Here is a 23,424-nt window from a genome sequence, read left to right as displayed (position 1 = left end):
AAACCTGTCATAAAACGTGGGACTTACTCTGCATTGATGATGAGTCTAGTGTAATTAGTTCACTAAAATAGCTACTTCTTAAAGCCACTAATCAGGTATTTACTGCGAGTGGAGTGTTAACAGCTCTATTTAATGAGGACGCATAATATTAATCTGTGGTATGGACCCACTTTTATAGACATTTCATAGCTATATAATAATAGGTAAACATGAGGTGAATTATGAGTGGAAAGCGTTGTACCGATGAGTTCAAAATTGAAGCCGTTAAACAAGTCACTGAGCGCGGCTATAAGGTTGCAGAAGTGGCTGAGCGACTTGGCGTTAGTTACAAAAGTATGCATGATTGGATTGCCCGATACAGCAAACCAGAAGTGACCAGAAAAGCGGAAGATTCCGCTCAGTCAGAGATCCAGCTACTCACAGCTGAACTTAAACGGGTGACCGAAGAGAGGGACATTCTAAAGGAGGCCGCCGTGTACTTTGCCGGGGAGTCAAAGAAAAGTACACGTTCATAAAATCACGGCTCAATGACTATTCTATTGCTATCTTGTGTCGAACGCTGCAAGTCAATAGGAGCGGTTTTTACGCTTGGCTGGACTGTCCAAAAAGTAGACGAGAGCAAGAAGATGATGAACTTGCCATCACCATTAAAACGCATTGGCTTGAGAGTGGTTGTGTTTACGGCTACCGCAATATCACCAAAGACCTAAAAAGAGAAGTCAAGTCTTCTGGAAAGAATCGAGTCCTAAGGGTGATGCTCCGCGAGGGTTTAAAAGCACTAATAGGCTATAAAAGTCGCCCTGTTTTTATCGTGAGTCTGAACGTAATACGGCTCCAAATACACTAAATAGAGAGTTTTTTGTCCCAGAACCAGATCAAGTATGGGTAACCGATTTCACGTACATCCGGACAAAAGAAGGCTGGCTTTACGTGACCGTCGTTGTTGATCTATTTTCTAGATTGGTCGTAGGATGGTGAATGAGATCAAGGGCGACAGCGGAGTCCGTTATTGATGCTTTACTCATGGCGATTTGGCGACGACGCCCCACAAAAAGAGTACTGGTACACTCAGATCAAGGCGCTCAATATACCTCGAAAGATTGGCAAACCCTCTTAAAAGATAATAATCTGGAAGTCAGTATGAGTCGTCGTGGTAACTGTCATGATAATGCTGTTGCGGAAAGTTTTTTCTCATTGCTAAAAAAAGAAAGAGTACGCAATCGAACCTATAAAACAAGAAGTGATGCTCGTTCAGAGATTTTTGATTATATCGAATGCTTTTATAATCCAAAGCGACACCATGGATCAAATAATGGATTATCGCCACGGCAATATGAGAAGCGATATTTTACGGAGCTAGAAACTGTCTAGAAAACTGGATCCATACCACTGATCATTTCAGATATACGTAAGTCTGAAATGATCGGCGCTTAACCACTGACTAAAGTCGCACAAGATTATCATTAAACGGTGCACCTTCTGTTAACCGGATACTCTGAAATCGAATCAATTATTTCTGCATTCAATCACGGTAAGATCCATCAATACATTCAAAAATACTGGGACAATGATGAAATTTTACTAACCATTGAACAAAAACTTGGACACAAAGAGTTTGCTGAAAGAAATCAAATTACCAAAGGAAAAAACCACATTAAAAGCGTTTTATAACTAATCAGTATGAATAACCTCTTGGGCTGTAAGCAATCAATGATGGCCGGCCATCTATGTGTCTTAATTTATTACTACACTTAGGTTATGAAAAAACCCGGATATACCCTCTCACATTGGCAGGACTTCGGCGGAATTTGGGTTTACTATGTATGGCGCAGACGTTACTAAAATCCCCTTATTCTAATCTGACTGAGGTACAATGAATATTGTATAAAAACCACCCAGAACAAGCTTATACAGCAATTACTCCTGTTTGGCATTTATCTATATGAACGCATAAATGACATCAGGGTTCATCAACATCTACAAGGTGAGCTTATCCCTGAAGAGTCGCGCATTTTAGCCATTGCCCGTGGTTTTACAGCATTAACAAAAGGAAAAAATTTGAACACGGTTAAGTAAACATGATGCTCTCGAGTGCTTGTCTCAAATAGCAGGCAGCGCCTATGATACAGAGATCTTATAACACCTGCCTGAGTTAGTTTGTGAGTTGGAGTGCGACATTATTGAGCAGGATGAAAATAAGCCCAATATGGTTCTCTCCAGAGATATCATGAGCTGTAAGGATGTATTATTACCTGATGGCCACACCCTAATACCAGACAGTATCAAACGTATTTCCTGCTTTGAGAAAAAAGACAAGCAACTTCTAACGACATATGTCTTTCAAGAGAACAAAGAGTTGGAATCAGTTAAGGAGGATGCGAGTAAGTACTTTTCCTTATCTTGGAAACCTCATGATACGGGCCTATTCATTACTATACTGGAACTTTTTCGCAGGTGTTTTAAGTAAAAAGTGTCAAATTTATATTTTTATCTAATACTGAAATATAATCTAAAAGGAATCATATATGAAAGATATCCTGTATAATATGATTGAAGAGATGGTAACAAATCACTTTGGTATGCAAATATGGAATGACAAACTGGATACTGCGGCTACAGAAGGTGCCGATACCGCTGAACAAAGCTATCCGAGTACGCATTTATTCGAATTAGTTGACATTACCTGCGAAAAATCAAATCTGCTTTCTGAAAGGATTATTGAAACACTTGGTGAATGTACGTTTCACCGCTTGCACAATCGTAATCTTAGTTTCCTTGAGAAGGAACCTACGCTAAAACCTTATCTTAGAAGTATAGAGTCAGTTATTCATGTATAGGCAAGAGAGCTTTATCAAGACCCAAGTCTTCCTAGTTTTGAATACTACGATACGCCAGATGACCACATGATCATGCACCACTACCCACCTCGAAAACTCTGTATTCTTGCTAAAGGGCTTATTCGTGGTTCTTCTAGTCATTATGCTGAACAAATATCGCTTTCACACACCTATATGCATAAAAATGACCATCGTTGCGATTTAAGGATTACTTTTCACCATGACTGATAACCATTATAAGATTGCATACGAGCGTGAGAAAAAAAACAGATTACTAGCTGAGGCATTGCTTGAAGAAAAATCCCGCTCACTCTACCTCTCTAATCAAGAGCTTGCCGAGAGCAATCAGCACCTTAAACTACACCAAACCATTATTCTTCGTAATGAAAAACTCGCCACTATTGGCACACTTTCAGCCGGAATCGCGCATGAGATAAACAATCCTCTGTCATTCATCTCTAGTAATATTGAAATGCTCAAGACCTATTGGGCATCCTGCACGGATATGTTTTCTTTACTACAGAAGTTAATGCAAACGGCGGCTTTTTCAGATGAGGTCACCTTGCACTTGAATACATTTATAGAGAGTCATGACATGATCTTCATCCATGAAGAGACACCTGAGCTTCTCTCTGACACAGTCGATGGACTCGTACGCATTAAAGAAATTGTCAATAACCTTCGTATTTTTGCACATAGTCAACCTACCGATTACTCAGAGGCGGATATAAATCAGGGCATCCGCAACACACTTAAAATACTGAATAGCCAGATTATCGACGCTCAGGTGAGTATAAAGTTAGATTTAAAACCAATCGCAAGTGTTATGTGTAATCTTGGCGAAATTAATCAGGTTTTACTGAATTTAATTGTCAATGCAACACATGCAATGGAAAAATCCCCAATAAAACAACTCACCATATCAAGCCAAAGCGATTCAGATCAGATCATAATTATTGTCTCGGATACTGGGTGTGGAATTTCTAAAAGTAAACTCGGTGACATTTTTTCGCCTTTCTTTACGACAAAAGAAGTCGGCAAAGGAACGGGGATGGGATTATCAATTGCCCACGGTATTATCGAAAATCATGGTGGCGAAATTGAGTTCACAAGCAAGCAAGGAGAAGGAGCTACATTTATAGTAAAATTACCCACAATGATTAATAATCAGCCGAAGGAATGAAATACACGTAAGCTTTACGGCGACTATAGACGGTCCAAACTATTACTGAGATAATATAATTTATATAATTTATAATTAGTGCCTTTTCCCAATAGGATACTCTTTCCTCAATTATTAATTCTCAACAGGATTGTCAAAGAATGAAAACTCTCACAACAGGAGAGATTGCTAAAATATGCGATGTCCATCTAAGAACGGCCATTCGCTGGATTGAGCGCGGCGATCTAAAAGGCTTCAAGTTACCTGGACGAGGCAATAACCGTGTCCGCCATGAAGACTTTATTGAGTTTCTTAATCAACATGGAATGCCAATACCCGAGGAGTTCAGAACCGATAATTCCAAGCGCATTTTGATTGTCGATGATGAGTCACTCCTTGCTAAATCTATACAGCGAGTTCTCAAAGGCGCAGGCTATGACACGATGATTGCCACTGATGGATTTTCAGCAGGCTCTAAGCTTAATAGTGAAAAACCCGCACTGATGACCCTTGATCTGAGTATGCCAGGAATAGATGGTTATGGCATATTAGAATTTGTCCGAGCATCTGACAAACTCAAAAACATTAAAATCTTGATCATTTCAGCACTAGATGAAGAACAGCTACAGGCCACAATTGCAAAAGGTGCAGATTCTTTTTTACAGAAACCTTTTGCTAATAGCGACCTACTAAAAGCCGTTGAGCAACTTATTAATTAAACGGTAAATAGCGAGTATTTATTCAGACTTGGTCTGACAGTTTTTCTGTTTTTAAATGGTGATTGTCAGTTTAGATCTGGGTTAAATTCTTTTCAGCCCAGACCTCTTTTCCATCAAGTAATGTGTCCAGTGACGTCCTTCCACAACACTTTTTTCCCAGATGAGTTCGGCCATTATTGTAATAGACCATCCATTCGTCCAGATCTTTTTTGCAGAGCTTCTAGGGAACATGCGAATAAGCTCCTCTTATGAGACAATCTCGCTTTAAGCCTTCGAACCTAAACTATGTCACACCAACTCACCTTTTCAGACAGCGAGCTCAACAACAAACGGCATAAAACCCGTAAATAAATTTTCTTTCGCGCATGAATGAGTTGATGTCCTGCGATCAACTAGAAGCGGTTATTCAGCCGCTTTATCCCAAATCAGACAATGGAAGAAGACCTTATCCGCTATCTACCAAGTTCCGGACTTTACATGCAACATTGGTACAACATGAGTATTCCAGCGATGGAGGATGACTTGCATGAGATCACGTCCATGGGTTTGTTTGCTGTCTTATCGTTAGATAACTCCGTTCCTGAACACACTACCATCATGAATTTCAGGCTCTTATTAGAAAAACACAAACTCTCGCGCCAGCTATTTAAAGAAATGAATAGATAGCTTTCTGACGCAGGTATTTACCTCAAAGAAGGCACCATTGTGGACACGACTATTATTGAGGCGGCCAGCTTAACGAAGAATAAAGCCAAAGAAAGAGACCCTGAGATGCATCAAACTCAGAAAGGTAAGCAGTGGTTCTTTGGCTTAAAAGCCCATATTGGCGTTGACGTTAAAACGGGGTTAACTCAGAGCGTATGTACAACGGCGGCCAACGTTCATGACATCACGGAAACAGCGAGTCTGCTTCATGGCGAAGAGCGTTTTATCTCAGCCGATTCTGGTTACCGCTTCATTCAAAAACGAGAATAGCTAAAGCAGGTTAAAGCCGACTGGTTTATCGCAGAAATTTCGAGCAAAATCAAAAACCTAAAGAAGCGACCAATAAAGAACAAGCAGCCATTCCAAACGGAATAAATCAAAGCCAGTATCCGAACAACGGTTGAGCACCCTTTTCGAATTATCAAATGTCGGTTTGATTTTAGAAAAATCATCTACCGAAGTCTGGCTAAAAATGATAACAAGCTTGCTATGCTGTTTGCCCGTGAAAAGCGTTTCGGGTTGATCAAATGATAATAGCCGCAAAGGTTTAATTAGCTTATAAACCACTAAACAAGGTTCAATTATCTTGTTTAGTGGTAAGAAAGTACCAAACTAGCCACATTACTCACTACTATTGGCTTTAAAGAAAATTAAGGCGCACAGCTCGACTTGATAGCATGCTCCTGATCAGACAGAAAATCAGGATCATTAATTACCAGATCCATGGCAAGAGAGCGGCTCACGCTACCAGCTTAAGGCTCCTGGCAGCATCAGGATGAAAGTTCTTATAAAACGTTTCAGGAAGGCGCGCATAGCTGTTGTCAAAATACATTCGTGTCATGGGCTTGAGTCGGTCCCTTGCTATTCAGTTGAGGTCTTGTAATCGCATTCATCTCACGCATCCCAGAATTATGAATTCGAAACGACACAGGGGGGCTATTAATAATATAAAGGTTTGTCAATTTAATATTGAAACGCTATTATTGTCATATGAATTATTCATCTGAACGTATAGCTGACCTATTGGTTCACCTTGTGCGACGCTCAGTTCAGCGTTCGGCCTCTGAACTGACAAGTGCGCAGTGGTCTGCCTTGCGCTTTTTTGCCCACGCAAACAACTTCTCCCGGCAACCTTCCGCTTTTGCCAGTTTCCATTGCACCACCCGAGGCACAGCCTCTCAAACCGTAAAGTCCTTGGTGAAGCTCGGGTATCTGGAGCGCAGCCGTGGACTGAGTGATCGACGCAGTGCTGTCTTCGACGTAACGTCGCCTGGCATGGAAGCCCTGAATACCGACCCACTAAAGACGTTGGTTCAAACAATTGATGACTTACCTCAAGAGCAGCGCGAATCCCTGTGCGCTTCCCTGCTAACATTCAACAAGGGATCTCAGGAAGTTGGCGCGAAGACACAATTCGGGACTTGCATAAACTGTAAACACTTCAGACAAAGCTGCCTGAACTCTGGGTTTTGTAATCATTCTGCGGCGGCGCTGGATGTCTATGAAATAGACAAACTGTGTTGCAAGTTCTCAAGCATTTGATTGATCCTTACCTCCCAGCTTCATTTCGCGTGTCCAATAATTACATCACTGAGGGTTCGATTGCGCGAACGTTCGGTGAGGGTGGGGGCATTTGATAAAGCTGCTCATCCTTGCGTCGGCAGGATGAAGGGTCATAAGGTTGTGTTAGATAGTGAACGAACTGACGAAACCACAGGTTGAGCTGGCGTTCGGGTTATGCAAGACAAACTGTGCTCCTTGTAGCCCCTCCTGATAATCGACCATTGCGCCTACAAGATACTGGTAGCTCATGGGGTCGACCAGAAGACTCATGCCGTCTTTTTGAATCACTGCGTCTTCATCATCTTGCACCTTATCGAGCGAGAAGCCCTACTGAAATCCAGAGCCACCGCCGGTTACGAACACCCGAAACTTCAGGTTCTCGTTGCCTTCCTCTTCGACCAATTCACGTACTTTGGACACCGCACTTTCACTGAGACACAGCGGGGTTATGGTGTGTTCCTGGACTATGCTTAAAATTGCCTCCGGGTACTTTGGTATTTGACTGTTTTTTACATCACGTGTTTGGCTGTGCTAAACGTTGCAAATGTTTTTTAGCTATGGGATCGCCCTGCTCTGCTGCAAGACGATACCAATGGCCCGCCAGGGTCATATCCAGCGCGATACCTGAGCCATTTTCGTAAAGTTCGCCCAGACTACGGTGTGCTAAAGCAAAATTTTGTTGTGCGGCGAGCTGCATCCAATAAAAAGCGATGGTCTCATCTTTAGGCACTCCACGGCCGCGCAAGTATCGTATCGCCAATAAACGTTGCGCACGGGCGGAGCCGTGTCCAGCATCGGTTTGTAAAGCCTCCACCGATTCTTCCCATGCCAAAAACGCTTTTTTTTCGTTAAGCTGATCAGCCATACCTGTGTCTCCTATCAATCTTTTCGTCACGCCTAATAACGTCTACACTCAGGTGGTTTTTCGATCAAATTCTTCGTTATTTTTTTGGGTCATGACGAGCAGCTATAATACGACGACCCGCCAACTTCGAAGAACTGCAACGGCTTCAACTGATAGTATTTTTCTTCTATGTCTTTCGATTGCTCTGCGTATGGCTGGGTCATGACTTCCTGCAGTTCTCGAAGTAGAGAGTAATTACCGGCAGCTGCTTGCTGATACGCAGGCACAACGAACCACTCCCGCAAACTGTATTTCGGGTTGACGAGTTTCATCTGTTGAGAGAGTTCCTCACGAACACCATGCGTAGTTAACGTTGCGTCGGTTGTGCCGACAATACCGACAAGCGTTTGCCATTTTGTGAGCCACTCTTCCCAACGCTTGTAAATGCCTTCGAGGTCTGCTTCACAATCTGAAGCTTTGTAAAAGCTTTTTTTAAGTACGCAAATGCTGTCGGGCACCGTAGAGAGCTGGCGAAAGAAAATGGTGTAATCAACAGGCGTTTGTACCATCAACGTTTCGAGCTCACTGAACAAGCCTTGGTTAAAAGTGGCGAGTCCAAGTTTGGACGCCCACATTTTCTTCATTTGCGTTTGTATTGCTTTCGGAAAATCACTTTGGATCTCGTCGAGCTCAATTAGACAGTCCTGATGCGCCGTCAACAACGGGCGTAACGCCGAACAAAACGTGTGGAAGTTACGTTCGGCGGCTTCTGGCTGATTCAGGAACGAGAAGTGATGTCCGCCGCCCGTCCACGGCTGGTACTGCGGATCAAATACATCGCAGAATCCGAAGGGACCGTAGTCTAAGGTGAAACCGCCGGCTGCACAGTTGTCACTGTTGAAGTTTCCCTGGCAGTAGCCGACACGAATCCAGTTCGCTACAAGCGATGTGAGTCGACCGCGAAACTCACGCGCAAGCAACACTACTTTTTCGCTGGTTGCCAGGTTCTGATCGATAACGTCACCGTATTCACGGTCGATCAGGTGCAACACAATCTGCTCAAGCTCTTCCATCGCTTGCGGGTGTTCTTTCTTGCGTGCACGGCGACCGAAGAGCTCCAGTTGACCAACCCGAATAAACGAATGTGCAACCCGCGTCGAGATGGCGACAGCGTCCGATACCAGCGTGTCCGGGTCTCTTGAATGTGAGCCTTCCGAATACCAGGGCCTCCTGACCTTCTCTGTTTTCGAAACGTACAAACTCAGTGAACGCGATGTTGGCACACCAAGCGCGTGCATGTGCTCCTGCGCCAGAAACTCCCGAACACTCGACCGCAGAACGGCCCGGCCGTCCGCGCCACGGCAGTATGGCGTGCGGCCGCCACCCTTAAGCTGCATTTCCCAGCGCTGACTGTTGATAACGGCTTCGAGCACCGAAATGGCGCGGCCGTCGCCGTACCCGTTGCCGGTTTGGAACGGGCACTGTTGAACGTACTCGGTGCCAAAGATGGAAAGCGCGTAGCCACATGCCCAACCGACCTTGCGCATTGGTTCTGGAACGAATGCGATGTCGCCGGAGAACACGCGAACAAAGTCGGCCGACTGTGCCATGCTGTCGGCGAAGCCCAATTCGCGAAACAGGTTTTTGCTGTGCGCGACGTACTCTGGGTTTTCGATTGGCGTGGGAGTGACGGGAACATAGTGGCCCGTGAAAACTTGTCGTGGGGCGTGGTCATGTCCATTTACTGTCGCTTCAGGGTCGCAGTTGAGGGAATCCATGAGCGAATAGTTTACCAACGTTGCAAGATCGTTGAGCGTCGAAATAGTAGAGGCGGTTTTCTGAGGCGGTCGCTTTATCACAATGACTCCTTTTAAAGTATTTCCCAAAAATTGGCCCGAGTAAGACAGCCAGCTTCATCTCGGCGCCTCCGACTGGCTGAGATGACGCTTCAGCCTTGGTTTGGCCATGATTATCGTCAGTAATCTGTCTGGCGGGGATCTTGGTATTTTCACGCGTCCAACGAGCTTGTGGCTTTGATTTCTGCCGCCAGAATAACAGCGAATTCCAGTTCATAAGCCTATCTTTTCCACTTTGTTTGGAACACCAGTAACCACCAAAATCAGTAGATCGGCATCGTGTTGTCTACTTGCAAAGCACAGGCATGTTCGCCTCCGATCAGATTTATCACCTGGGAAAATCCTGTCGTTTTAAAAGCAGGACAACGTCCATACTGCGCACGCCATGATGACAAATGCAGATAATTGAACTCTCCGCATCCAGCTCAGAGAGTTTGCCAGGAAGAGTATTCATAGGTATCGGAAACGCTCCCATTTGACAGGCCTGGAACTCCCAAGGCTCACGAACGTAGAGTAATACCGGTTTTTTTGCGTTCCGTACTCTCCAACCATTCGGCTAGTTCTGGTGCTGTCAAACTCTGCAAAGTTGGCTCCTTCGTCAGCCGTAATGTTATTCAGCAAAAGCCGATTTAAGCAGTTGCTGTAATTCACCCTGCTCAAACATTGTGATCACAGTTCCGAGCTTCTAATATGTAGTTTCTTAATCTGTTTACTTTCAGCATTTTGTCTTCATAGTTGCCTTATAAAACGATTAGATTCATTACTTGAAATATTGTCGTATTGAAATTATTATGTCAAGGTAATATCGTTACGCTATCTTTTTCCTGCTTGAGTAACTGCAGGTTACATCTGTCATCTGGCTGAACCAAAAATTATGACGATCGTTTTAATCGGTACAGTGGTGAGAAAAAGTAGACCTTTGCTGATTGAGAGTTTAATGGGTATTTGAGCATTAGTCAGGGACCTGCTACCGAGCGGAAAACTGGCTAGCTATGAAAGGACAACGGAACGAGGCAGACAAGATAACAGGTGGCTTGGGGTTAATACTGTTCACTTAAGCGGAACAGCATTACGAGATATCGGATATCTCGTCTTTGATTGCTTGACCACGCGAGGTCGATTAGGCCTCGCTTTCTTTCTCTCCAAAAACAAATTACACACCCCAGACCTTAGCTCCTTAAGGCGCATTCCTGTCTTCGATTCTGGCTTAGCCGCTGCCATCACGATCAAGTTGGAAGCAATAAAAGTAAACGCCATTTTAAAACGCACATCGCTCGCTCGTTGACCATGTGATGCCGCCGCATGACTCGCCTCTCGACGCACGATGTTGTATGCCAGTAGCATCCCCCACATTTCTTGATAGATTAAATCGACTTTCTTACTGCGCAACGTAATGGCGTTGTTAAGCATGGAAGATTTGATGTCACGAAATCCCAGTTCAATTTCCCATCGCTGATGATACAACTGAGCAATCTTGTCAGCAGGATAGTTACTGATAGGAAGTGATGTCAGTACCGTCTTAGCTTTACCTTGAACGTCATAGGTTATGGCTCGTGCATCCCAGTATTCAGGCAGACTGGGGTTCTTTTTGCGTGCTTGTGGGGAGACTTTCATACGCCATAACGCATCACCGTCTCCGTATTCTTCAATGACCTCATACACAGTATTGCTGCGTTTTGGGATTAACCAGTGTCGTTTATTCCCTCCGTTCATCAAGGTATGCATGAGATTAGCACTCCAAAAATTTCGATCTAGGAGTGTGATACTGCGATCAGGAATTTTATCTAACATAGCTTCAGCTCTAGGAGTGTGATACTGCGATTAGGAATCTTATCTAACATTGCTTCAGCTAATGGCGTTTCAGCTTTTCGATAACGTCCAATCTGAGTATCTAGAATAATGTGAGAATGCGTATTCATCAGAGCAACACAACGCAATAACGGATAGGCGCTCTGCTTGACGGTTGTATTGCTAGCGCTACCGAAGTATTCTCGTAACTCTGGTGTGTCCGGGGTGCGAAAAACGACACCATCTATTGCGAATACTTGCAGCCCTTGCCAATCATCCTGAGCAAATCGCTCATTGGCCCAATGTTCACCTGTACGCTGAAAAAGCCACTGCATAGGATCAGAACCAAGGCGCTGCCTCGCTTGAGATACGCCACTTTTGGCAAGGAGCTACTCCGACGCTAATCCTTCCGAACAAATATTTAAGCGTCTCGCCACTTCTTCGATCGCTTCATCCCGAAAAAGAGCCATACCTAACACTAGCCAAAGAACTTGATCTTCAGGTAGACGTCGTCGTCTGATGCTCGCTTTTGAAGAAAGGGTTAATGCAGACTCGATCCATTCAACAGGAATATTCTGGGTGAAGGTCGAGTGATCTGAGAATGAATGAAGTTCATCGATGCTAAGAAGTAACTGCTGAATAGACACAAAAAAATCCGATTAAGAAAGCTTAATCGGATTTTCTGAGACTATTCAATTAAATTCAATCCTTAAGTGAACAGCATTAGGCTTGGGGTCGACTTTTGTAAGCCTTTGACACACCATTAGAGGCAAGCTCTCGACGCCACTGGCGCTAACTGATTCGAGTAGAGTTTCTCTCGTCGAAGCAACGTAACTAACCCACCGTGTTTACAGGCATCAGCTTGTTGTATGATGGATATCTTATACTCAGTACTAAAGAATCGGCGAGATCGTCTTTACAAATCAGGCGACGGCTTAACTTGCAGATCAACCGTTGTATTCTTTGGTATGTACCCCCCCTAATACACCCTGATTTGTATGTTGTCTTAAAATCAGCTTGTTCAACTTCAGGTTGACACACAGGGAAGTAAAAGAATAGTCACAAGTATGTATCACCTGTAAGCTTTATACATAAAGACTGCAAACAATTATTTTTCACGAAAAAATCGTTTAGAATACAACGAGCTTCACGTAATTTTTTAGTTAACTCTTAGAGAAAAATATTTCGCATACAACTTGCCTTAAATTAAAAAGTAAGGAAATAATATATGAGTGATCTTAAACTGATCCCGACTACCCTCATTCACTCCGAGCCAACTGGAAGTGGGAAAAAATTCGTTAACGCTAAAGGCATAACAGCGATTAAAAACGGTATCAAAGCGTCAAGCAAGGAAATCCAAGAGCGCCTTAGAAAACCGTCTTGGCTGCGAGTAAAAACCACCGATAGTAAAGTGTATAACGGTACTAAAAAAATCGTTCACGAGCATAAACTCAGTACCGTCTGTGAAGAAGCGATGTGCCCCAACATTGGTGAGTGCTGGAGTTCAGGAACCGCGACCATTATGCTCATGGGTGACACTTGTACTCGTGCTTGCCGTTTCTGTGCCGTTAACACCGGTAACCCACAAGGCTGGCTGGATAAGGATGAAGCTAAAAATACAGCGGAATCCGTCAGACTGATGGGACTGAAGTATCTCGTTCTCACTTCGGTAAACCGCGATGACTTAGATGATGGTGGCGCTGGCCACTACGCGAGTGTCGTCAAACGTGTTAAAGAAGAAAACCCGAATGTCGCCGTTGAAGCGTTGACACCGGATTTTCAAGGTGTTTTAAGCTGCATAGAGACGGTCGCAGACAGTGGCATCGTCGTGTTCGCCCAAAACATAGAAACGGTGAAGCGACTCACTTACCCAGTGAGGGATCCACGCGCCAGCTACGAACAAACCCTTGCGGTGTTAAAACACGCTAAAGAATACAAACCAGAGGTACTTACCAAAACGAGTATCATGCTTGGGCTAGGTGAGACAGAAGATGAAATCATCGAAGCGATCGACGATTTACGCGCAATAAATTGTGATATTTTGACGTTTGGTCAATACCTACAACCAACACCAAATCACTTATCTATTGAACGTTATGTTACACCACAAGAGTTTGAAAAATATCGCCAGTGGGGTCTTGATAGAGGGTTTGTCGAAGTGGTGTCGGGGGCTCTTGTTCGCTCTAGTTATCGCGCAGAACAAGTACTCATGAAAAACAATGTCGGCCTAAGTAGCAATAATCAATAGTAATCTCTGCGGATAACAACGCTCTTTGTTCTGCTCAAAGAGCGTGATCTGTATCCAATCTTATAGCTGCCCAATGAATATACCTAACTAATCGTGGCCACTTAACTCATCACCTGTCCGTAACAGCACCTTCTGAAGCACTGGATACCAGTTTGGCATATTTCGCCAACACACCTCGCGTATATCTGGGCTCAGGTTGTTTCCAGCGATTTCTTCGATCAGTCAATATGTCATCACTGACATCCAAAAAGAGAGTACGTGTTTCAGCATCAATGATGATCTTATCGCCATCCTCTACAAGAGCAATCGTTCCTCCGTCAAAAGCCTCTGGCGTGATATGCCCCACCACAAAACCATGTGACCCACCGGAAAAGCGTCCATCGGTTATCAGAGCGACGTCTTTACCAAGGCCTTTGCCGATAATCGCCGAGGTTGGCGAAAGCATCTCACGCATTCCCGGCCCCCCTTTTGGACCTTCGTAACGAATCACAACCACGTCTCCCGCAATGACTTCACCGTTCAGTATCCCTGTCAATGCCTCTTCTTCACTGTGATAAACACGCGCAGTGCCTTCAAAGCGTAATCCCTCCTTACCGGTAATCTTAGCCACGGCACCAGTTGGTGATAAGTTGCCGTGCAATATGACTAAGTGAGAGTCTTTTTTAATGGGGTTATCAAACGGTCGGATGATATCTTGGCCAGCGGGATAATCAGGCACTTGAGATAGGTTTTCAGCCAGCGTTTTACCTGTCACCGTGAGCGTATCACCGTGTAGCAGGCCTGCGCTGAGCAAGCGTTTCATCAGCGGTTGAATGCCACCAATGGCCACAAGTTCGGACATCATATATTGTCCACTAGGACGAAGATCCGCCAAAACAGGGGTCGTTTTACCTATTTCAATAAAGTCATTGAGAGTTAACTCGACATTCATAGCGTGGGCCATGGCTAACAAGTGCAATACTCCGTTTGTAGACCCCCCAGTGTTATAATCACACGGATAGAGTTTTCGAAAGCTTTACGCGTCATGATATCACTTGGCTTGATATCCCTAGCCAATAGCTCAAGTACCTGCTGGCCAGCACGAAAGCAGTCTGCGCTCTTATCTGCTGAACTCGCTTCTTGTGCAGATGAACCTGGCAGAGACATACCCAATGCTTCAATTGCAGAGGCCATTGTATTCGCGGTATACATCCCACCACATGAACCTGGGCCAGGAATAGCGGTATCTTCCACCTGTTTCAGCTGAATCAAATCTATCTCTTTTTTAGCATGTTGTCCCACGGCTTCAAACACTGAGACGATATCCGTATGGTTCGCACCGGGTTTAATCGTACCGCCATACACAAAAATCGCTGGGCGGTTTAAACGCGCCATACCGATAAGACAACCAGGCATATTTTTATCACACCCTCCTACGGCGACAAGGCCATCAAAGCCTTCGCAACCTACTACGGTTTCAATAGAATCCGCGATAACTTCTCTAGACACTAGGGAGTACTTCATACCCTCAGTACCGTTAGCTATCCCATCTGAAATAGTAATGGTATTAAAGATTACAGATTTGCCACCAGCCGCATCCGCTCCCTTTCCAGCCTCTTCCGCGAGTTTATTAATGTGCATGTTACAGGGGGTAACATTCGCCCAAGTTGATGCAATACCGATTTGCGGCTTGTTAAAATCATCATCGGTAAAACCTACCGCACGCAACATCGCACGAGCTGGGGCGCTTTCAACGCCATCCACTACTTTCGACGAATACTTGCGCATGTTATCGGTGATCTTGGTCATTTCGAAACTCCTTAGATGATCGTTTGTGATCTGAAATAGGCGGGTTAATGTCTAAAGCCAATAAATAGTTAACGATGAAAAAACCAAATAACGTCTGATTGACACTTACAGGCTAGGATAGTTGCAGGGGTATCACACTTAATACTTGACTAAAATACTCAACTATAAAGTTACAATAACCCAGTATTTAAATCAAGTATTCCATCGAACCACAAATGGTCCTTATCTCATTGGGCTGCAGCAACCCTCAAAAGGGTATTGGCACTTCCCAGAATTTACTGGCTTATTGCTAGGGAACATACGATCAAGTCGAGTTGCGCGCCTTAACATTCTGAAAAGTTCAATGGCAGTCAGTAATGCGCCTGGTTTATCACTTTTCTACCACTAAACAAGATAATTGAACCTTGTTTAGTGGTTTTTAAACGGATTAACCCCTTGCCGCTCGGGTCACCTGGTCAACTCAAAACACGTTTGCAAGAGCAAACAGCATAGCGAGCTTACTGTCATTTTTAGCCAACCCACGATATATAGCTTTTCTAAAACCAAACTGACACTTGATGATTCTAAAGGGATGTTCGACTTTTGCTCGAATACTGGCTTTGATATATCCCGTTCGGATGGGCTGTTTATTTTTTATAGGGTGTTTTTTTAAGATTCTTATTTTGCTTGCCATTCTTTTCGAAAAATAGCTGCAATCAACCAGTCTGCTTTGACACCTTTTAACTCTTCTCTCTTTTGAGCGCCACGATAGCCAGAATCCGCCGAGACAAAACACCCTTCGCCTTGAAGAAGGTTCGCTGTTTCCGTGATGTCATGAACGTTGGTCGCCGTTGTACTTACGCTGTGAGTTAACCCCGTTCTAGCGTCAACACCAATATGAGCTTTTAAGCCAAAGAACCACTGCTTACCTTTCTGAGTTTGATGCATCTCAGGGTCTCTTTCTTTGGCTTTATTCTTCGTTAAGCTGGCCGCCTCAATAGTAGTCGTGTCCACAATGGTACCTTCTTTGAGGTAAATACCTGCGTCAGACAGCCATCTATTCACTTCTTTAAAAAGCTGGCGCAAGAGTTTGTGTTTCTCTAATTAGTGCCTGAAGTTCATGATGGTGGTGTGATCAACTATTTAAATAAGTAATAGGGCTATCTAACGATAAGTCAGCACACAAGCGGATAGACGTAATCCCATACAAGTCATCCTACATCGCTGGATCGCTCATGCTGTACCAATGTTACATGCAATGAATACGGAGCATGGTAGATAGCGGATAAGGTCTTCTGCTTTTCCCTGGTTTAGGATAAAACGGCTCAATAATCGCTTCTAGTTGATCCCAAGGCATCAACTCATTCATGCGAGAAAGGAAAATTTCCTTACGTGTTTTACGGCGTTTGTTGTTGAATTCGCTGTCGGCAAAAGTGAGTTGGTGTGACATGGTTGAGGCTCGAAGACTTAAAAAGAGATTGTCTCATGAGAGGGACTTATTCGCATGTTCCCTAAGCTGTTCTGTTGCAATTTTTGGAAGCAGACCTGAAAGTTGATCCCGAGCAAGGACCCACGTTAATGCAGTAGGTGTATCCATGGTTTCAAAATTAATTGGGCTTTTGTCTTTAAAGCTCCATTTATACTTGTGCTTGGATTTATCACAGTTTAGGCCGAATTGCTTTGTTAGCGCTTTAAGGTCTCTCTGGAGAGTACGTATTTGAACGCTAAAACCTTTCCCTTCTAATGCCGTTTGTATCGTTTCGGCCGATATAGAACGATCTGGTTTATCCGGAATAGCCCTTAGGATCTCTATTTGACGAAATAATGCAGTGTAATTAGTACCCATTCCTCGACTCCCTGAGTAAATATAAAATCCCACACAACTAACGCTTAATGCAAAGACTCACGCAGAAGCACGAACGACAAAAAGAAATTACTTTTTAAAGTGCTCTGGTCACATTGGTTTTTCAGCTTCGTCATAAAATACCAATTAGCCCTAACAATTAATTTCTTTATTAGTCAGTTAGTTATGAGAATGTAGAAAAATACACTTTAGGTACATTAAAGTCACTTGGCAACAAATTTGGTCACAGAAATCTTGTGACCAAAAATATCATGTTTACCGAATGGACTAAAACGAGCGAAGGTCAAAGAATGGGCTAAAATAGGTATCTGGGAGTATTTTAATGAATGGATTAAAAATCGGATTATTCGAGATGGTCACCATATGGTCACATATTCGCCACATGATAAATTAAGAGACTGAGAAGAATTCAACATTAACAATTAAGAAAAGGAAATAAGTAATGACTAGGACAGTCAGATCTATATATATCAAGACTTACTGGCATAAGGTTATATAACAAAATCAGTCATATTACTGGTGGGTGTGGAGAGGTTCGAACTCCCGACATTCGCCTTGTAAGGGCGACGCTCTCCCAACTGAGCTACACACCCGCTTGTAAAGCGTTAACTCTTTGCCATTGACCACATTACTCTAAAAGTAACATGAATGGCGGAATGGACGGGACTCGAACCCGCGACCCCCTGCGTGACAGGCAGGTATTCTAACCAACTGAACTACCACTCCAACACGATCTAGTTCTTTTGCTTGTTTGACCAAGCCCACTGTCTAGTTAGTGGTGGGTGTGGAGAGGTTCGAACTCCCGACATTCGCCTTGTAAGGGCGACGCTCTCCCAACTGAGCTACACACCCGCTCGTTACCTAACATCAATAAACACGGGCTTTTCTTAGTAAGAAAAGTCGTGGTGCCGCCACCAAGAGTCGAACTCGGGACCCTCTGATTACAAGTCAGATGCTCTACCAACTGAGCTATAGCGGCATTACATGACGCAGTTCACTTTTATTTAAACTTCTTTAAAAGAAGTGGTGCCGCCACCAAGAGTCGAACTCGGGACCCTCTGATTACAAGTCAGATGCTCTACCAACTGAGCTATAGCGGCTTAAATAAAAGCAAAATCTTTTTTTATCCTACAAGAGGACTATGACCAAAAAATGGTGCCGCCACCAAGAGTCGAACTCGGGACCCTCTGATTACAAGTCAGATGCTCTACCAACTGAGCTATAGCGGCATTTCTCAAGTTTTGGTCGGGACGGCAGGATTTGAACCTGCGACCACTAACACCCCATGCTAGTGCGCTACCAGGCTGCGCTACGCCCCGATGCAAACAACAACTATGTCGCTGTCAGCGGGTGCGTATATTACTATAACGAATTGAAAAGGGAAGACTTTTATATATTTTTTTTTGATTTAATCATGCGATAACAATTAAGTAGATCCATCGCTTAAACATTGATCTAAGTATCATTCATCTTAACTCTTCAATAGCAGTAAGATAAGACTTACCCATCAGTCAACCTAATATAAAAAAACAACCTCAGAGGGCAGCTAGACACAAAAAAACCATCCGAAATGGATGGTTTTTTTTCAAAAAAGAAAAACTATTCTTGCATATAGTCTTCTACCTTTGACTTAAGCTTTTGCCCTGGCCGAAAAGTAACTACCGTACGCGCAGTAATTGGGATTTCTTCCCCCGTTTTGGGATTTCGACCTGGGCGCTGACTTTTTTCACGCACTTCAAAATTGCCAAAGCCAGATAACTTAACTTGCTGCCGCTCTATTAGTGAATTACGTACGACATCAAAAAAATCTTCAACCAGATCTTTTGCGTCTTTTTTAGTCAAACCAATTGAATCCACTAAATTTTCAGCAAGGTCCGCTTTTGTCAACGACCCCATAAACCTACCCCCTTACAACGGCTCCCAACTGATCAAACAACGCCGCTACTGTTTGCTCGACAGAGTTGCTCACTTCTTCATCACTAAGAGTGTGTGAAGGATGTTGCCACGTCAAGCCCAAAGCGACACTTTTTTTCGTCTCATCAATACCTTGTCCCTGATAAACATCAAAAACCAAGACACTTTTAAGCGCATCACCTGCAGAACTCAAAATCACTTTCTCTAACTCACTCACAGCAACAGCACGATCAACCAACAAGGCCAAGTCACGACGCACTTCAGGGAATTTAGAAACCGCTTTATATTCAGGCAAAGAAGCCTGCAGAACGGCCGACAAGGCAATATCAAAGACATACAAAGGCTGGTTAACCCCTAACTCTTTAGACAACTGAGGATGCAGCTCACCCATTACACCAACAAACTTGCCTTCAACAAAAATATCAGCTGAACGACCCGGATGAAGAAAAACGCAATTAGACGGCTCGTAACTCGGCTTGCCACCATCATTCAGCGCAAACAACGCTTCAACGTGTGCCTTAAGGTCATAAAAATCAACCTTCTCACTATTATGATACCAAGCTTCAGCATCACGAGATCCAGCGATCAAACCAGAAATTTGCTGCTGCTGATCTAACTTATCTAAGGCATCAACAGAACCAATGAAACGACGCCCTGTCTCAAACAAACGTACACGAGACTGCTGACGATTTTGATTATGAAGATACGCTCTTACCAACCCCGGTACCAAACTAGGACGCATAACGCCCATATCAGCAGAAATCGGATTCGCCAGTGGCACAGGCTCTATCTCAGGCAAAAATTGCTTGCTTAAAACTGGGTCAATAAAGCTGTATGTCACCGCTTCCTGATAACCCTGAGACACTAGAATTGATCGCAGTACTTGAATTTGAGCTTTCGTCTCAGACAAAGGTGTAAAATTCACCGCCGCCTGAGGCATAGAAGACGGAAGATTATCATAGCCATAAATCCGCGCCACTTCCTCGATCAAGTCCGCTTCAATAGCAATATCAAAACGATGAGATGGCGCTTTGGTCAGCCAAGCCTCATCCGTTACCTCAATCATATCCAAACCAAGACGAGTCAGAATATCCGTCACAAGGTCTTTATCAATTGACATAGCCAAATATTGATCAAGCTTCTTACGACGCAAAGTCACCACTGCCGCTTCCGGCAATGACGCTTCGTTTACCGCATGAGTAATAGGGCCAACCTGACCGCCTGCAATTTCAACAACCAGAGCTGTCGCACGCTCTATGGCTCTTTCTTGTAAGGTAGCGTCCACACCACGCTCAAAACGATGTGACGAATCTGTGTGCAATCCATAGGAACGCGCTTTACCCGCCAAAGCAAGCGGCGTAAAGAAAGCACTTTCTAAAAAGATGTCTTTCGTTTCCTCATTAACGCCAGAGCCTTTGCCGCCCATTACGCCGGCAATGGCCAATGGCGCTTTCTCATCAGCAATCAATAAGGTATCTTCACGAAGAGCAATATCTTGCCCATCAAGCAAAGTGATCTTCTCTCCTGCCGTTGCCATTCGCACAACCACAGACCCTGACAAGTTCGCCAAGTCAAACGCATGCATTGGCTGGCCCAGCTCAAGCATCACGAAGTTAGTAATATCAACAATAGGATCAATCGAACGAATACCACTACGACGAAGCTTCTCAACCATCCAAAGAGGTGTTTGTGCGCTAACATCGACACCACGTACAACTCGGCCCAAATAGCGAGGACAAGCATCTGCCGCATCTACTCGCACAGAGAAAGTATCATCAATAACCACTTGCGCCGGAATAACGTTAACCGGTGTCACATCAGTCTTGTTTAAAACACCCACTTCACGCGCCAAGCCAGCGACGCTTAAACAGTCACTGCGATTAGGCGTTAAATCAACATCAATAATCTGATCATCCAACCCTAAAAAAGCACGAAAATCTTCGCCAACCTTAGCGGATGATGGCAACTCCATAATACCGTCATGGTCATCACTCAAACCCAACTCAGAGGCAGAGCACAACATACCAAACGACTCAACTTGACGAAGCTTGGCTTTTTTGATTTTGAAATCTGCACCTAATACGGCACCAATTTTTGCAAAGGGGATTTTAATACCGGCACGCGCATTTGGTGCGCCACAAACCACTTGAAAAGCCTCTATACCATCAGACACTTGACAAACTTGCAGCTTATCAGCATTTGGGTGAGGCTCAGCGCTGATAATTTCACCTACCACCACACCAGAAAACGCAGAGGCAACAGGTAAAACTTCATCCACTTCAAGGCCAGCCAGAGTGATTTGAGCCACCAAATCATCACTACTAATGCTTGGGTTGACCCACTCTCTTAACCAATTTTCACTAACTTTCATAAAAACATCCTAGGTCGAGGGGTTACTTGAACTGCTTAAGAAAACGTAAATCGTTCTCGAAGAACATACGCAAGTCTTCTACTTTGTATCGCAACATAGCAAATCGTTCGACCCCCATACCAAAAGCAAAGCCCGTGTATTTCTCTGAGTCGATACCCGACATTTCTAGTACTTTAGGATGAACCATGCCGCACCCTAAGACCTCTAGCCAAGACTCTTCACCTTTACTGTTGGTGCGCATGATATCCACTTCAATAGAAGGTTCAGTAAATGGGAAATAACTAGGACGGAAGCGCACTTTCAAATCATCTTCAAAGAAGACATTCAAAAACTGCTGCAGGATACCTTTTAGATCAGCGAAAGAAATATTTTCGTCAATCAACAAACCTTCAACTTGATGAAACATTGGTGTATGCGTTTGATCTGAATCACAACGATAAACACGGCCTGGACAGATAATTCTAATGGGTGGCTGGGTCGTTTCCATTGTGCGCACTTGAACAGGTGATGTATGCGTTCTTAATACTGTCGTTGGATTGAAGTAAAAAGTATCTTGCATAGCGCGCGCCGGATGATGCGCAGGAATATTCAAGGCTTCAAAATTGTGATAATCGTCTTCGATTTCTGGCCCTTCAGCCACATCAAAACCAATACCCCGGAAAAAGGTTTCAATACGCTCCATCGTACGAGTCACGGGATGCAAACCACCCACTTCTTGACCCTTACCCGATAGAGAGACATCGATAGTCTCAGTCGCCAGCTTGGCATTCAAAGCGGCCTTCGCTAGCGCTGTTTTGCGTTCGGTGATTTTTTCTTGAACTTGCCCTTTGGCTTCATTCACCAGCTGACCAAATTTTGGTCTATCCTCTGCTGAAACACTACCAAGCTGTTTCAACAAAGTGGTCAGAGCGCCCTTCTTTCCTAAATAATGCACACGCACATCATCCAGAGCGGACTCACTCTCAGACGCAGCCACTGCGCTAAGCGCATCAGCAAGAATCTGCTTTAGGTTCTCCATTTACACACTCCAAAAAATAAAATAGGGGAAGAGCCGTTGGCTCTTCCCCTATCAAAGACTGCATTGAATCATTCGCTCTATTAAGACAATATCTTTCAAGACCGAATCACTCTAAGGCTACGTCAGAAATTAAGCCAAGCTTGCTTTCGCTTTTTCAACGATTGCAGCAAAAACTTCTTTTTCGTACACAGCTAGGTCAGCCAAGACCTTACGGTCAATTTCAATTGCAGCTTGTTTCAAGCCAGCAATGAAACGGCTGTAAGACAGACCATTGATACGTGCAGCAGCGTTAATACGAGCAATCCACAAAGCGCGGAATTGACGTTTACGCTGACGACGGTCACGGTACTGATACTGACCAGCTTTGATAACAGCTTGTTTCGCTACACGAAATACACGGCTACGTGCACCGTAATAACCTTTAGCTTGCTTTAAAATCTTCTTGTGACGGCGACGAGCCTGAACACCACGTTTTACGCGAGGCATAATATAAACCTTATACTAATAAATTAATGAACTAAAAAATCTAGACCTAGATGTATGGCAACATGCGTACAATTAACGCTTTGTCACTTTGCGCAACCTTCTTCATAGTACGAAGATGACGCTTACGCTTAGTCGATTTCTTAGTCAAAATATGACTAGTATGAGACTGCTTATGCTTAAAACCATTCGCGGTACGTTTGAAGCGCTTAGCTGCGCCACTGTGTGACTTAATTTTGGACATGATAAAACCACTCTCGCATTCGTTAATGTTAGTGTAATTTC

12 protein-coding genes, 7 tRNA genes and 9 pseudogenes are annotated in these 23,424 nt (G+C 44.0%); 7 read left to right on the top strand and 21 right to left on the bottom strand.

Features of this window, described 5'->3' with window-relative positions; genetic code table 11:
• The first annotated feature begins 221 nt into the window (after positions 1-221).
• From MP3633_RS07805 to MP3633_RS07785, 4 genes and pseudogenes are all read left to right on the top strand, one after another.
• Positions 222-1,371, top strand: a pseudogene (locus tag MP3633_RS07805) (IS3 family transposase).
• Between the two features lie 1,154 nt (positions 1,372-2,525).
• Positions 2,526-3,065 (top strand): annotated as a pseudogene (locus MP3633_RS18980) (heme NO-binding domain-containing protein).
• Complete coding sequence (locus MP3633_RS07790) at positions 3,058-4,020, top strand: sensor histidine kinase (RefSeq protein WP_176335116.1); 963 nt, start codon at positions 3,058-3,060, stop codon at positions 4,018-4,020. The pseudogene MP3633_RS18980 and the gene MP3633_RS07790 overlap by 8 nt, the downstream one beginning before the upstream one ends.
• Positions 4,021-4,160: 140 nt before the next feature.
• Positions 4,161-4,718, top strand: coding sequence for a response regulator (locus MP3633_RS07785; protein WP_176335115.1), 558 nt, complete (start codon positions 4,161-4,163; stop codon positions 4,716-4,718).
• A gap of 70 nt (positions 4,719-4,788) precedes the next feature.
• Here the strand turns inward: MP3633_RS07785 and MP3633_RS07780 are convergent.
• A pseudogene (locus MP3633_RS07780) lies at positions 4,789-4,929 on the bottom strand (IS481 family transposase); the annotation flags it as partial.
• A gap of 74 nt (positions 4,930-5,003) precedes the next feature.
• Between MP3633_RS07780 and MP3633_RS07775 the strand changes: the two are divergent.
• Together MP3633_RS07775 and MP3633_RS19120 are read left to right on the top strand one after the other, a co-directional pair.
• A pseudogene (locus MP3633_RS07775) lies at positions 5,004-5,974 on the top strand (IS5 family transposase).
• Between the two features lie 439 nt (positions 5,975-6,413).
• Complete coding sequence (locus MP3633_RS19120) at positions 6,414-6,965, top strand: MarR family winged helix-turn-helix transcriptional regulator (protein ID WP_425324753.1); 552 nt, start codon at positions 6,414-6,416, stop codon at positions 6,963-6,965.
• 144 nt (positions 6,966-7,109) lie between these two features.
• On the opposite strand, the pseudogene MP3633_RS19115 reads toward MP3633_RS19120, so the two are convergent.
• The 5 genes and pseudogenes from MP3633_RS19115 to MP3633_RS07750 all read right to left on the bottom strand — a co-directional run.
• Positions 7,110-7,298 (bottom strand): annotated as a pseudogene (locus tag MP3633_RS19115) (iron-sulfur cluster assembly accessory protein); the annotation flags it as partial.
• A gap of 202 nt (positions 7,299-7,500) precedes the next feature.
• Positions 7,501-7,851: a tetratricopeptide repeat protein gene (locus MP3633_RS07760; RefSeq protein WP_176335113.1), complete on the bottom strand. Its 351-nt coding sequence runs from the start codon at positions 7,849-7,851 to the stop codon at positions 7,501-7,503.
• Positions 7,852-7,940: 89 nt separating this feature from the next.
• Positions 7,941-9,689, bottom strand: coding sequence for a protein adenylyltransferase SelO (locus MP3633_RS07755; protein ID WP_176335112.1), 1,749 nt, complete (start codon positions 9,687-9,689; stop codon positions 7,941-7,943).
• A 325-nt stretch (positions 9,690-10,014) separates the two neighbouring features.
• Positions 10,015-10,209: pseudogene (locus tag MP3633_RS19110) on the bottom strand (rhodanese-like domain-containing protein); the annotation flags it as partial.
• 527 nt (positions 10,210-10,736) lie between these two features.
• Positions 10,737-12,115, bottom strand: a pseudogene (locus MP3633_RS07750) (IS4 family transposase).
• 587 nt (positions 12,116-12,702) lie between these two features.
• Here MP3633_RS07750 and lipA point away from each other — a divergent pair.
• The gene (lipA, locus tag MP3633_RS07745; RefSeq protein WP_176335111.1) at positions 12,703-13,722 is read left to right on the top strand and encodes a lipoyl synthase; all 1,020 of its coding nucleotides are present in this window, start codon (positions 12,703-12,705) and stop codon (positions 13,720-13,722) included.
• A gap of 109 nt (positions 13,723-13,831) precedes the next feature.
• On the opposite strand, the pseudogene ilvD reads toward lipA, so the two are convergent.
• From ilvD to rpmI, 15 genes and pseudogenes are all read right to left on the bottom strand, one after another.
• Positions 13,832-15,510, bottom strand: a pseudogene (ilvD, locus tag MP3633_RS07740) (dihydroxy-acid dehydratase).
• Positions 15,511-15,970: 460 nt separating this feature from the next.
• Positions 15,971-16,939 (bottom strand): annotated as a pseudogene (locus MP3633_RS07735) (IS5 family transposase).
• A gap of 33 nt (positions 16,940-16,972) precedes the next feature.
• Complete coding sequence (locus MP3633_RS07730) at positions 16,973-17,335, bottom strand: hypothetical protein (RefSeq protein ID WP_176335110.1); 363 nt, start codon at positions 17,333-17,335, stop codon at positions 16,973-16,975.
• 535 nt (positions 17,336-17,870) lie between these two features.
• Positions 17,871-17,946, bottom strand: a tRNA-Val gene (locus MP3633_RS07725).
• A gap of 56 nt (positions 17,947-18,002) precedes the next feature.
• A tRNA-Asp gene (locus MP3633_RS07720) sits at positions 18,003-18,079 on the bottom strand.
• A 50-nt stretch (positions 18,080-18,129) separates the two neighbouring features.
• A tRNA-Val gene (locus tag MP3633_RS07715) sits at positions 18,130-18,205 on the bottom strand.
• A gap of 51 nt (positions 18,206-18,256) precedes the next feature.
• Positions 18,257-18,332: transfer RNA gene (locus tag MP3633_RS07710), tRNA-Thr, on the bottom strand.
• 45 nt (positions 18,333-18,377) lie between these two features.
• Positions 18,378-18,453, bottom strand: a tRNA-Thr gene (locus MP3633_RS07705).
• Positions 18,454-18,506: 53 nt separating this feature from the next.
• Positions 18,507-18,582, bottom strand: a tRNA-Thr gene (locus MP3633_RS07700).
• 13 nt (positions 18,583-18,595) lie between these two features.
• A tRNA-Pro gene (locus MP3633_RS07695) sits at positions 18,596-18,672 on the bottom strand.
• A gap of 280 nt (positions 18,673-18,952) precedes the next feature.
• Entirely contained in the window at positions 18,953-19,249 is a 297-nt protein-coding gene (locus MP3633_RS07690) for an integration host factor subunit alpha (protein WP_176335109.1), read from the bottom strand.
• Between the two features lie 4 nt (positions 19,250-19,253).
• The gene (gene pheT / locus MP3633_RS07685) at positions 19,254-21,638 is read right to left on the bottom strand and encodes a phenylalanine--tRNA ligase subunit beta (protein WP_176335108.1); all 2,385 of its coding nucleotides are present in this window, start codon (positions 21,636-21,638) and stop codon (positions 19,254-19,256) included.
• Positions 21,639-21,660: 22 nt separating this feature from the next.
• On the bottom strand, positions 21,661-22,656 hold the full coding sequence (pheS, locus tag MP3633_RS07680; protein ID WP_176335107.1) for a phenylalanine--tRNA ligase subunit alpha: 996 nt from the start codon (positions 22,654-22,656) through the stop codon (positions 21,661-21,663).
• A 129-nt stretch (positions 22,657-22,785) separates the two neighbouring features.
• Complete coding sequence (gene rplT, locus MP3633_RS07675) at positions 22,786-23,142, bottom strand: 50S ribosomal protein L20 (RefSeq protein WP_112139413.1); 357 nt, start codon at positions 23,140-23,142, stop codon at positions 22,786-22,788.
• A gap of 46 nt (positions 23,143-23,188) precedes the next feature.
• Positions 23,189-23,383 (bottom strand): 50S ribosomal protein L35, encoded by a 195-nt coding sequence (rpmI, locus tag MP3633_RS07670; RefSeq protein ID WP_112139415.1) that lies wholly within the window; start codon positions 23,381-23,383, stop codon positions 23,189-23,191.
• Positions 23,384-23,424 lie beyond the last annotated feature (41 nt).

Origin of the sequence: Marinomonas primoryensis (assembly GCF_013372285.1) — a bacterium.
GTDB classification, from domain to species: Bacteria; Pseudomonadota; Gammaproteobacteria; order Pseudomonadales; family Marinomonadaceae; genus Marinomonas; species Marinomonas primoryensis.
This window is presented reverse-complemented; position numbering and strand designations above follow the sequence as displayed.